Below are 11,808 nucleotides of genomic sequence, written 5' to 3' on the forward strand. Positions count from 1 at the left end.
TACCAACACCTGATGCAAACCCTGCGCTCTGTTCGCGTTAGCGGGACGGAGTCCCCGGCCAATTTGCTCTGGGTGGTGGAGCTGGACGGAGAAGATGCAGAGGCCGTGTCCGCCTGGGCTAACTTCCCTGGGATGGACTGGCTGAGCCTACAGGTAACGGGGGATCCCGCCGCTTTTGAACCGCTGTACCGCCGCCTTGAGGCCCTCAACCCGGAAGTGCCTGTGGTGATCCGCGGGCCGGCTCCGGGCTCAGCAACCTCTCAACCGCTGCTGGAAGGTCTGGAGGCGCAGCGCTGGCCTCAGGTGATCGGCTGGAGCTGGACTTTAAGCCCGGACGGGATCCCTCCTGCAGCCGCACAAGATTGGCGGCAGCATCTGCAACAGGGGGATCCCCAGATATGGCTGGGGGAAATGCGGGTGCAGCCCCCGCCCAGCCCCCTTCCCTCGCCCAAGCTCTGAGAAAGGGCGCCCTGTCTGGAAAAACCTCCCGGAAAAGTCGATAATAAGCCAGCCGTTTTACCTTTCCTTCAGGAATTGTGGCCCTGATCCCCTCATCACCTCCCCTGTCCCGCTTCGCCCAGGCCATCCAGCGGGGGGAATTTCTGCTCACCGCCGAGATTACCCCCCCCAAGGGATCCGACACCAGCACCCTGCTGTCTTTGGCCCAGCAGCTCAAGGGGCGGGTGCATGCCATCAACATCACGGACTCCAACCGAGCCATGGCCCGCATGAGCCCGTTGGCGGCCTCGGTGCTGTTGCATCAGGCGGGTGTTGAACCGATCCTGCAGTTGGCCTGTCGAGATCGCAACCGCCTGGCCCTCCAGGGGGATCTGTTGGGGGCCTCAGCTCTCGGCCTGCGCAATGTGTTGGCCCTCACCGGGGATCCCATCCACATCGGCGATTGCCCCGATGCCCGCCCCGTATTCGATCTGGAGTCGGTGCGCTTGCTGCAGCTTATCCAACGGCTGAACAATGGCCTCGATTGCAACGGCAAACCTCTCCCGGATGGGGGCACGCATCTGTTGCCGGGGGCAGCAGTAGAACCCCAATCGGGCAGCTTTTCCGGCCTGGAGCGGCGCTTCCACCGCAAGCTGGAAAACGGGGCCCAATTTTTCCAAAGCCAGATGGTTACCGACTTTGAGCAACTGGAGCGCTTCATGGATAAGTTGGGCCGTCCCGCCGGCAAGCCCATTTTGGCCGGCATCTTTTTGCTCAAGTCGGCCAAAAATGCCGAGTTTATCAACCGCAACCTGCCAGGAGTGAAGATCCCAGACGGGATCATCCGGCGGCTGGCCAACGCCGCCCACCCCCTCGAAGAAGGGATCCGCATTGCCGCCGAACAGGTGCGGCAGGCCCGCCAAATCTGCCACGGGGTGCATCTGATGGCCGTCAAAGCCGAGCACCTCATCCCCCGCATCCTGGATGAGGCCGGGATCCCTCCCCTGACCCACTAGCTCAAGACCTGCTCCAGCCCGTAGACCAAACCTTGAAGCTGCAGCACCTTGCGGATCCCCAGGATCACTCCCGGCATAAAAGCTATCCGATCCGTGGTGTCGTGTCTCAACGTGAGGGTTTGCCCCATCCCACCAAAGATGACCTCCTGGTGGGCAATCAACCCCGGCAGACGAACGCTGTGAATGGGGATGTTGGGGCCGGGGATCCCTCCCCGCGCACCGGGGATCAGCTCTTTTTCTTCCACTGAGGACTCCGTCCCGCTGTCGCGAACGGGCGGGTTAAAGGTTTTGCCCAATTGTCCCAGCCGTTGTGCCGTCTGTAGAGCCGTGCCGCTGGGGGCATCCGCTTTGCGGTTGTGGTGCAGCTCGATGATCTCAACGTGGTCAAAATACTGGGCCGCCTGCAGGGCCATCTGCTGCAGCAAAATCATGCCGATGGCGAAATTGGGCGCGATCAAACAGCCCACACCCGACTTGTCCGCCAGATCCCGCAGCCGCTCCACCTGCTCCGGCGTCAGGCCCGTCGTCCCCACCACCGGGCGTACGCCAAAGGCAATGGCCGAGCGAACATGTTCAAAGGCCGACCGAGGATGGGTAAAGTCCACCATCACGCCGCGGCTGCTGCGCTGCGACAACCTCAGCAACTGCCCCGGCAGGTCGTCGGTAATCTCCACCCCCAGGGATCCCAGGCCCAGCACCTCGCCAATGTCCAAGCCCAATTGCGAGCGGGCTACTGCCCCCACTAGGGTCATGTCGGGCGTCTGGGCAACGGCCCGCACCACCTCCCGCCCCATTTTGCCCAGGGCCCCCACCACCAAAACCGGGATGGGGGATTGGGCCGCTCCTGGAGTTGCCAACCCCTGAGAGGGGTCTGCACCACTATCGCGATCGACCGGATCAACCGATGTTGTCACCCGCTGCTGCCCTCATCCAAGCTCTACGAAATGACTGCGAAAGCGGGGGATCCCTGCAGATCCATCACAGCTTCACCTCGATATCTACCCCTGCCGGCAGATCCAGCTTCATGAGAGCATCGATGGTTTTGGAAGAGGGGGAATAGATGTCGATAATGCGCCGGTGGGTGCGGGTTTCAAAATGTTCCCGCGAGTCCTTGTCGGTGTGGGGGGAGCGCAGCACACAGTAGATGCGGCGCCGAGTAGGCAAAGGAATCGGGCCAACCGGCACGGCGTCGGTACGACGAGCCGTCTCCACGATTTTGTCGCAGGAAGTATCCAGCAGCCGATGATCGTAAGCCTTCAGGCGGATACGAATTTTCTGTTGAGTCAAGGTAGGCATGGCCGGAGAGCAATCCAGAAAAAGGGGGACTCAAAAAAGCTGGCAGGGAAAGTGCTCCGCGCCACTATCGCAACTGAGTTGGTCTGGGGCCGTCGGCACTCAATCCCTGCCGAGAAAAAGCAGCTTACTTCAGGATCTTGGAGACAACACCCGCTCCGACGGTACGGCCACCCTCGCGAATGGCAAAGCGCATCCCCTGCTCGATGGCGATGGGCTGAATCAGCTCCACCGTCATCCTGACGCGGTCGCCGGGCATCACCATCTCCGGCTGGGATCCGTCATCAGCCGTGAAGGAAGAGATGGTGCCGGTTACATCGGTGGTGCGCACGTAGAATTGGGGACGATAGCCGGCGAAGAACGGCGTGTGGCGACCTCCTTCTTCTTTCTTGAGGACATACACCTCAGACTCGAAGCTGGTGTGAGGAGTAATGGTCTTGGGCTTGGCCAGCACCATGCCGCGCTCCACTTCGTTCTTCTGAATGCCCCGCAACAGCACACCAACGTTGTCGCCGGCAATCCCTTCGTCGAGGGTTTTCTGGAACATCTCCAGGCCGGTAACGGTGGTGGAGCGAGTTTCCCGCAGGCCCACCAATTCCACCGTTTCGCCCACTTTGATGCGGCCCCGCTCGATCCGGCCCGTGGCCACCGTGCCCCGACCAGTAATCGAGAAGACATCCTCCACAGCCATCAGGAAGGGCTTGTCCACATCCCGCTCCGGCGTGGGAATGTAGGAGTCTACCGCATCCATCAGCTCATAGATTTTGTCCACCCAAGGATCTTCGCCCCGCTGGGTTTTGGGGTTGGCAGTCATCCGTTCCAGAGCTTTCAGCGCCGATCCTCTAATGATGGGGATGTCGTCGCCGGGGAAGTCGTATTTGGAGAGGAGCTCCCGCACTTCCAGCTCCACCAACTCCAGCAACTCTGGATCATCCACCATGTCTTCTTTGTTTAGGAAGACCACCAAGCTGGGCACCCCTACCTGACGGGCCAACAGGATGTGCTCCCGTGTTTGGGGCATGGGACCATCAGCTGCAGACACCACCAAGATGGCCCCATCCATCTGAGCCGCGCCTGTGATCATGTTCTTCACGTAGTCGGCGTGGCCGGGACAATCCACGTGGGCGTAGTGACGGTTGGCAGTCTGATACTCGACGTGGGCGGTGTTGATGGTAATGCCGCGAGCTTTTTCCTCTGGCGCTGCGTCGATTTCATCGTACCGCTTGGCTGTGGCCTGGCCCAAAGCGGCCAAGGTGGTGGTGATGGCAGCCGTCAGGGTGGTCTTGCCGTGGTCAACATGGCCGATGGTGCCAACGTTGACATGGGGTTTGGTGCGTTCAAACTTAGCGCGTGCCATGAATCGTCACTTCCTTTTTGGTTTCAGTCAGCTACTCATTTCCTTTGTTTTTGGCAATGATGGCTTCGGCGATACTGCGAGGAACTTCCTCGTAGTGGCTGAACTCCATCGTGAAGGTGCCTCGACCCTGGGTCTTGGAGCGAATGTCGGTGGCATAGCCAAACATCTCCGCCAAGGGAACTTTGGCATTGACTTTGGTAATGCCGCCTTCTGTATTCATCCCCTCCATCTGGCCGCGGCGGGCGTTGATGTCCCCGATGACATCCCCCACAAAGGCTTCAGGGACTTCCACCTCGACCTTCATCATCGGCTCCAGCAGGGTAGGGCTTGCCCTGCGAGCAGCCTCCTTCAGAGCCATCGAACCGGCGATCTTGAAGGCCATTTCGCTGGAGTCCACCTCGTGGTAGGAGCCATCCACCAGGGTGGCGCGGATGTCAATCAGGGGATAGCCCGCCAGCACACCGGATTCGCAGGCTTCTCGGATCCCTTGCTCAGCCGGCCCAATGTATTCCTTGGGCACAACGCCACCCACAATTTTGGAAACGAACTCAAACCCTGTACCCGGCTCCGCCGGCTCTAGGTCGATAACCACATGGCCGTACTGGCCGCGGCCACCGCTCTGGCGAACAAACTTGCCTTCCACGCGGCTGACCGGCTTGCGAATGGTTTCGCGGTAGGCCACCTGTGGGTTGCCAACATTGGCTTCTACGTTGAACTCCCGCAGCATCCGATCCACCAAGATCTCCAGGTGCAGCTCGCCCATCCCAGAGATGATGGTTTGATTGGTCTCGGGATCCACAGACACGCGGAAGGTGGGATCCTCCTTGGCCAGGGCCTGCAGGGCCTTGGAGAGCTTATCGATATCGGCTTTGGTTTTGGGTTCTACCGCTACTGAGATCACCGGCTCTGGGATAAACAGAGACTCCAGGATCACCGGCGCATTTTCGTCGCAGAGGGTGTCTCCGGTGGTGGTGTCCTTGAGGCCCACCACAGCTCCCAGATCTCCTGCCCGCAGCTCATCCACGTCCAAGCGTTCATCGGCCTTCAGCACCACCAACCGCGAAATTCGCTCCTTCTTGTTCTTGGTGGAGTTGAGCACATAAGTACCTTTGGTCAACACCCCCGAGTAGACGCGAATAAAGGTGAGATCCCCGTACTTATCACTCATCAACTTGAAGGCCAGGGCGGAGAAGGGCTCATCGTCGCTGGCACGGCGGGACACTTCTGAGCCATCTGGCAGCACCCCCTTGATGGCCGGAATATCCACAGGCGAGGGCAGGTAATCCACCACCGCATCCAGCAGCATCTGGACTCCCTTGTTCTTGAAGGCAGAGCCACACAGCATGGGCACAATTTGGCCGCTGATCGTGCCTTTGCGCAGACCCGCCATCAAGTCGGCTTCGCTCAGATCTTCTTCGGCGAAGTACTTTTCCATCAGAGCTTCGTCCGTCTCGGCCACTGCTTCCACCAGCTTGGCCCGATACTCTGCCACGAGATCTTTCATCTCCTCAGGGATGGGGGCCGGACGAATGTCTTTGCCGATCTCATCCATATAAATGCGGGCTTGCATCCGCACCAAGTCAACAATGCCGCAAAACCCGTCTTCGGCACCGATGGGCAGTTGGATGGGCACAGCATTGGCCTTGAGGCGCTCCCGGATCTGGTTGTAAACCTTGAGGAAATTGGCCCCCATGCGATCCATTTTGTTGACGAAGGCAATGCGGGGCACATTGTAACGATTGGCTTGCCGCCAGACGGTCTCAGACTGAGGCTGCACGCCGCCCACCGAGTCAAAGACGGCGATCACCCCATCCAGCACCCGCATGGAGCGCTCAACTTCAATGGTGAAATCGACGTGCCCAGGAGTATCGATGATGTTGATGGTGTACTCCGGTGCGCCGGAGAGGGGCTGGGAAGGATTTGCGGGATCCCGCTTAGTCCAACGGGTGGTGATGGCCGCAGCGGTGATGGTGATGCCCCGCTCCCGCTCCTGGGCCATCCAATCGGTGACCGCAGTTCCGTCGTGAACTTCGCCAATTTTGTGCACCAGACCGGAGTAGAAGAGAATCCGCTCTGTGGTCGTGGTCTTGCCAGCATCGATGTGAGCCGCGATGCCGATGTTTCGGACTCGTTCTAGGGGAACTGTGCGTGCCACGTCAACCTCCCAATCCTCGTCGCCCTGCGACTTGGGCAAACTAAAAAATCCTTTACAATTCTAATCTTTTTTGCCGATTTTTCTCCACCTCGCTGGAACTCGGGCTGGGCAGAACAGGGATCCCAAAAGTCTCCACTGCTCCGCCAGGCTAGTTCAGTAGCGGTAGTGGGCAAAGGCCTTGTTGGCCTCGGCCATGCGATGCACCTCTTCCCGCCGTCGAATGGCGCTGCCGGTTTCGTTGGCTGCATCGATCAGCTCATTGGCCAACTTGGCGGCCATGGTGCGACCTGGACGAGTGCGCGAAAAGGTCACCAACCAGCGCAGCGCTAGGGAAGTGCCCCGTTCTCCTCTCACCTCCACAGGCACCTGATAAGTGGCTCCGCCCACCCGGCGGGCTTTCACCTCCACCAGTGGGGTGGCGTTGCGAACAGCATTTTCCAGCAAGGGCAGTGGGTCTTGGCCAGTGCGCTCCCGCACAATGTCCAGAGCTTCATAGAGGATCCTGGCAGCCAGGGATGCCTTACCCCTCATCATCAACTTGCGGATCAGCATGGTAACCAGACGGCTCCCATACTTGGGATCCGGGGGCACATCACGACGAGGGGCACGGTTGCGGCGAGACATAGGAGCTGGGTTGCTTGTTCAGATGGGGATGGCAGAAAGAAAGATGACGAGTGGGATATGGAGGGTTGAGGGTGAGGGCAAAGCTATTTTTTCTTGCCAGCGGCGGCTGGAGCTTGGCCCGGCTTGGGCCGTTTCGCCCCGTATTTGGAGCGGCCTTGCTTGCGGTCTTTGACCCCTGCAGCGTCGAGGGTGCCCCGGATAATGTGGTAACGCACGCCGGGCAAATCCTTAACCCGCCCACCGCGAATCATGACCACAGAGTGCTCCTGCAGGTTGTGGCCGATGCCAGGAATGTAGGCAGTGACCTCAAAGCCGGAAGTGAGGCGAACGCGAGCCACTTTTCTCAGGGCCGAGTTGGGCTTTTTGGGCGTTGTCGTGTACACTCGGGTGCAAACCCCCCGCCGCTGTGGACAAGCCTTCAGGGCAGGAGACTTGGTCTTGCGAGCGGCAACGCTGCGCTCCTCACGGATCAGTTGCTGAATGGTGGGCATGGGCTGGCAGAGAAGGTCACGGCTTAAATTTTAAATTATCCGGTTGAATTATCCGGCGATATTGAATCCTAGCAAGGCGGGATCCCAGCGTCAACTTGGGGATGGACTGCTGGGCTGTTAGCCTGGCCGAGTCTGAATTTCGGCCTCGTTCCCCCCTTGCCTCAGCTTTTTAGGAGACTCTGCACACCAGAAAGGATCCCTAGCAGACGATGGGCTGGTTAGATTGGTGGATTGTGCCTCCATGTCCGCTTTGCCGGCGCCCTGCCAAGGCCGTGTTCTGTCAAGACTGTCAAAGGCGGTTGCAGGCGGAGCGCCTTGCCACTTGGCCAGTCACCACCTCGCCTTGGCCACTTTACGCCTGGGGGATCCACCGGGGGGCGCTGCGCAGGGCCATCTATTGCCTGAAGTACGAAGGACAACGGCGCATTGGCTCGGTTTTGGGAGAATGGCTGGGATCCCGTTGGGTCGAAAGCCAGTCCACCTCTTTAGGCTCCCCTGGGGCCTACACGGTGGTGCCCATCCCTCTGCATGCAGAGCGGCTGCGGCAGCGGGGCTACAACCAAGCCGCCTTGATCAGCCAAGCCTTTTGCCAGCGGACAGGTCTGAGACATTGGCCTGAGGCTCTGGTGCGGGTGCGGGCCACAGCGGCTCAACATGAGCTCAACCCGCTGCAACGACAGCACAACTTGGCCGGGGCCTTTGCCCTGAAACAAGTTCCGGCCACACCGGTGTTGCTGGTGGATGACATCTACACCACCGGCTCTACTGTGCAAGCCGCCCAGCAGGTATTGGCCGCTGCCGGGATCCCGGTGGCCGGAGTAGTTGTCGTCGCCCAAACCCCAAAAGCTGCCTGTCCAGCCTGGCCCGGAACCCTAGCCCCTATCCCGCCTCCAGCAGATTAAAGGCCGTAACAAACATAAAGTCACAAAACTCGCGCACCAAGTTCGGATCCCGCCAGCCCTTGCGGGTTTCCTCCCGCAGCACTTCCAGGGCCTGTTCGGCGGTCAGGGCCGGTTTGTAGGGGCGAGGAGAGGTCAGAGCGTCGAAAATGTCGATCACCTGAAAGACGCGGGCCAACAGAGGGATCTCTTCGCCTGCCAGCCCATCCGGGTAGCCGCTGCCATCCCAACGCTCGTGGTGGTGGCGGATGATCGGCAGCACATCCTGCATGGTGCGCAAGCCCCGACAAATGTCTTCGCCGATCAACACATGGGATTTCATGATCTCCCATTCTTCCGGGGTATGCTTGCCCTGCTTGCACAAAATCGCATCCGGGATCCCGACTTTGCCGATGTCGTGCAGGTAGCCGCCCCAGCGCAGGGCCTTGATCTGTTGACGAGACAGCCCCAAGTAACGGCCAAACTGTTCCCCCATGACCACCAAGCGTTCGCAATGGTCACCCGTGGTGGGATCCCGGCTCTCCACAGCGCGGGCAATGGCAAACAACACCTTGGCGGCGTGATCCAGGTCTTCGTTCAAGCGCTTTTGGTGGATGGATGAGCGTACCCGCGCCAGCAGCTCCACGTGATCGAAGGGCTTGGTCAAAATGTCGTCGGCCCCCACCTGCATCCCCATCAGGCGATTGGAGCGGTCGGTCAGGGCAGTGATCAGCACAACGGGGATCAGGCGGGTCAGCTCATTGGCCTTCAGTTGCCGGCAGACATCGAACCCGCTCATGTTCGGCATCAGCACATCCAACAGCACCAAGTCTGGCCGAAGCCGCTCCACAGCCTCCAAAGCCTCTTCGCCGTTGGTGGCCTCGCTCACGCGGAAGTGGGCCGACCGCAACAGCTCACCGATGTAGAGGCGGCTGCTGGCCTGATCGTCCACCACCAAAACATGATCCGCCTCCGCCAGCTTCGGGTTTAGACGGGGAAAGGGGGTGTGAGTCAGGCGGGAGTTCATGGTGGTAAAACCTAGCCTTGCATCGAGTACGAGCTTTCCCCCTGAGTTGGATTCGGCGCAACTCTACGAGGGATCCCAGCCCAGACTCCTGGCGGTAGGATGTCAACGAACTCGAATGACATCCCTTCGCCTTCACATCTGGACACACTTTATACTCAGACTTTTAAGTCTGTACTCCGCAACTTTGCTGAACCTACTGCCCTCTTTGCAGGGCTGCCTGATGGGGATCCACATTGAGAAACACGGTGGCATCTCCCTCGACGCGGATGATGCGCAAAGGGGGCAGCGAGCCCGTCGGGTTTTGGATGCGCTCTTGCAGCTTCTCGTAGAACAGCAGATCCGCCAGTTGCGCGTTCTGCGCTGCCGCTTGTCCTTTCAGCTCGATGGCCCGCTGGTTGGCCGCCGCCAGGATTAACAGTCGCTCCGTCTCTTTTTCCTGGATCTGCGCCCGTACTGCCGCCGTCTGTGCTGTAATCGAGGCTACCTGTTTGCGTTCAATGGAATCTCGCAGGGCTTGTGGAAAGTCAGGGTTGCCCAGAAACAGGCCCTCCACCTGCACCAAAGGCAAGGTTTGGCCGTCGCGGTTGACGGTGGGCATCTCTTGGCGGATCAAGTCCAGAGCCCGTTGTTCGATGGCGGCCCGCTGGCTTTTCCGGTAGAAGTTTTCCGAATCGAAAGAGGCGGAGATATCCCGAATTTTGGAGCGCACCACTGGCACCACCACCGTGGAAAGATAGTTCTCGCCGATGCTGGCGTGCAGCTCGTCCAAAGTGGCGAGGTTGGGCTTGAGGGCAATGGCCACATCGATGGCAAAGGCTTGTCCATCGGCGGTGTTCACGGTGATGGCGTTGCTGATGGCATTGGCCGAGGCGGGGTTGTTGGTAAACTCCCAAACGCGGGTGAGCACGGTGTAGGTGATCGGCGTTTCGATCCCCGGGATCCGGAAGATGGCCCCTGGCAGTTCCACCCGCCCCTTCTGCAACCCGGAAAAGGTATTGAAAACTACAGTGGCATGTCCGGGCAAAGTGACGTACAGGCAAGCGCGGAGCACTCCCAGGGCCGCCAAGACGGCGATCCCTCCTACGGTTAACCAACCCACTCTGCTTTGGGGTGCTTCTCCTGTTGGATACATGGCGGCTGCTCCCGTTTTAGGGTCGGTGAGAAGAGCTGAGGAAATTGGGGACAGGCTAAAAGGATTGATTTCCTGTTGAGTTATTTGGTGATCAAAGTTTCCAGACGGGATCCCAGTACCGCGGCTTTGACCACCTCTAGGTACTGCGGATTTTGGGTGAGGGCCTGTGCTTTGGCTCTCAATTGACCGGCTTCTGCCTCAGCTTGAGAAATGATGGCGCGGGCATCTTGGCGGGCCTGCTCGATCTCAAATTGCTTTTGCGCCAGTTGATTTTCGGCAATGGTCTTTGCCTCAATGGCCGCTACGAAATCAGGATCGAAATCCACATCCCGCAGCAGAAAATCCAAAACCTCGATGCCGTATTCCTTCAGCAGAAGAGCCACCCGTTCGCGGATTTGGCCCTGGAGCAGCGGGCGCTCCGTGGAATACAGAGCCTGGGCAGAAAAGCCGCTGGTCTCATTCAGAATGACCGACCGAACAATGGGAGCGATGCGATCCAGGTAATTTTCCCCCAGTTGCGTATAGACCTTGGGGGCGTCCACAATGCGAAACTGCAGCGTCGCCTCAGCCGCAATCTGCTGCCCATCCTGAGAAAGGGCCACCAGCCGCGGCGCGTAGGCAGTCGGGTCGTTGTCTTTCCAGGTCAGAGCTTGGGTTTTTACATCAAAAATCACCGTGCGAGAGACAAAAGGCGGCACCCAATGCAGACCTGGCTGCAAAGCCATCGGGCTCACCCCCCCTCCCCAGGTGAACACCACCATATTTTCTCCGTTGCCCACCAGTCGCAGCGGCCTGCCCATCGCCACCAGGATCAACACGGCTCCGGCAAGGGTGGCCTTGGGCAACCAGCGACCAACTCGCCTTTCCCAACCTTCTGCTCGCATCTCCCCATCTCCTGCGCATGCAGCCATTCTCGCGGCTGTGGGGAAATGAGGCCGAGAAATCGCCGCTATCTTTTAAGCCTTCTACAGGGATCCCTGTCTTTCTCTCCCACTATTCGCAACGATGTCGAGTTCTCTACAAAGTTCACAAAAGATCACTTCATACTTTGCAAAGACCCGTGACGGACAGGCGAAAAGAGAAGAAGATTAAGACATAATAAAGATTTGGGTTGCCGTTCATGCTGTCCATTCCCGATTACGAGCGGCGGGACATCCAAGTGCCACTCTCGTGCATCCCCGTTGCCGCCCGGGCCTTGATCCGGCAGGGGGTATCCGTCTGCTGGCGGGAAGAAAGCCTGTCTGCCTTGATTCGTCTGGGATCCAAAGGAGCCGCCGACCGAGCCGCCATTCTGCTGGTGGAAATGAGCCTCATGGGCCAACCTGAGGAGCTAAAAAGCTGGCTGGAGATGTGCTGGCAACTGCCCGCTTGTCTCAGGGAACCGCTGCAGGTGTAGG

Annotated in this window: 12 protein-coding genes and 1 pseudogene; 4 read left to right on the forward strand and 9 right to left on the reverse strand. The window is 59.4% G+C overall.

The annotated features are described in order from the left end of the window. Positions 1-459 (forward strand): annotated as a pseudogene (locus tag NW820_RS05330) (hypothetical protein); the annotation flags it as partial. A gap of 77 nt (positions 460-536) precedes the next feature. Next, entirely contained in the window at positions 537-1,454 is a 918-nt protein-coding gene (locus NW820_RS05335) for a methylenetetrahydrofolate reductase (protein WP_414406888.1), read from the forward strand. Here NW820_RS05335 and dapB read toward each other — a convergent pair. The 6 genes from dapB to rpsL all read right to left on the reverse strand — a co-directional run bounded on the left by dapB (position 1,451) and on the right by rpsL (position 7,374). Beyond that, positions 1,451-2,311, reverse strand: a complete 861-nt coding sequence (dapB, locus tag NW820_RS05340) for a 4-hydroxy-tetrahydrodipicolinate reductase (RefSeq protein WP_414406894.1) — start codon at positions 2,309-2,311, stop codon at positions 1,451-1,453. The two genes, NW820_RS05335 and dapB, sit on opposite strands and share 4 nt — an antisense overlap. A gap of 121 nt (positions 2,312-2,432) precedes the next feature. Next, the gene (gene rpsJ / locus NW820_RS05345) at positions 2,433-2,750 is read right to left on the reverse strand and encodes a 30S ribosomal protein S10 (RefSeq protein ID WP_414406889.1); all 318 of its coding nucleotides are present in this window, start codon (positions 2,748-2,750) and stop codon (positions 2,433-2,435) included. A 124-nt stretch (positions 2,751-2,874) separates the two neighbouring features. Beyond that, entirely contained in the window at positions 2,875-4,104 is a 1,230-nt protein-coding gene (gene tuf / locus NW820_RS05350; RefSeq protein WP_414328727.1) for an elongation factor Tu, read from the reverse strand. Between the two features lie 31 nt (positions 4,105-4,135). Continuing rightward, on the reverse strand, positions 4,136-6,259 hold the full coding sequence (gene fusA / locus NW820_RS05355; protein WP_011432555.1) for an elongation factor G: 2,124 nt from the start codon (positions 6,257-6,259) through the stop codon (positions 4,136-4,138). Between the two features lie 153 nt (positions 6,260-6,412). Further along, the gene (gene rpsG / locus NW820_RS05360; RefSeq protein ID WP_011432554.1) at positions 6,413-6,883 is read right to left on the reverse strand and encodes a 30S ribosomal protein S7; all 471 of its coding nucleotides are present in this window, start codon (positions 6,881-6,883) and stop codon (positions 6,413-6,415) included. An 83-nt stretch (positions 6,884-6,966) separates the two neighbouring features. Beyond that, complete coding sequence (rpsL, locus tag NW820_RS05365) at positions 6,967-7,374, reverse strand: 30S ribosomal protein S12 (RefSeq protein WP_011432553.1); 408 nt, start codon at positions 7,372-7,374, stop codon at positions 6,967-6,969. A 272-nt stretch (positions 7,375-7,646) separates the two neighbouring features. Here rpsL and NW820_RS05370 point away from each other — a divergent pair, with 272 nt between their 5' ends. Next, entirely contained in the window at positions 7,647-8,276 is a 630-nt protein-coding gene (locus NW820_RS05370; protein WP_414406890.1) for a ComF family protein, read from the forward strand. Here NW820_RS05370 and NW820_RS05375 read toward each other — a convergent pair. The 3 genes from NW820_RS05375 to NW820_RS05385 form a co-directional block, all read right to left on the reverse strand. Continuing rightward, the gene (locus NW820_RS05375; protein ID WP_414406891.1) at positions 8,254-9,279 is read right to left on the reverse strand and encodes an HD-GYP domain-containing protein; all 1,026 of its coding nucleotides are present in this window, start codon (positions 9,277-9,279) and stop codon (positions 8,254-8,256) included. The genes NW820_RS05370 and NW820_RS05375 overlap by 23 nt on opposite strands. 193 nt (positions 9,280-9,472) lie before the next feature. Continuing rightward, the gene (locus NW820_RS05380; RefSeq protein WP_414406892.1) at positions 9,473-10,411 is read right to left on the reverse strand and encodes a prohibitin family protein; all 939 of its coding nucleotides are present in this window, start codon (positions 10,409-10,411) and stop codon (positions 9,473-9,475) included. Between the two features lie 80 nt (positions 10,412-10,491). Further along, positions 10,492-11,295 (reverse strand): prohibitin family protein, encoded by an 804-nt coding sequence (locus tag NW820_RS05385; RefSeq protein WP_414343102.1) that lies wholly within the window; start codon positions 11,293-11,295, stop codon positions 10,492-10,494. A 236-nt stretch (positions 11,296-11,531) separates the two neighbouring features. Here NW820_RS05385 and NW820_RS05390 point away from each other — a divergent pair, with 236 nt between their 5' ends. Next, entirely contained in the window at positions 11,532-11,807 is a 276-nt protein-coding gene (locus tag NW820_RS05390) for a hypothetical protein (protein WP_414406893.1), read from the forward strand. Position 11,808 lies beyond the last annotated feature (1 nt).

Source organism: Synechococcus sp. R55.7, assembly GCF_047461955.1.
Taxonomy (GTDB): Bacteria; Cyanobacteriota; Cyanobacteriia; order Thermostichales; family Thermostichaceae; genus Thermostichus.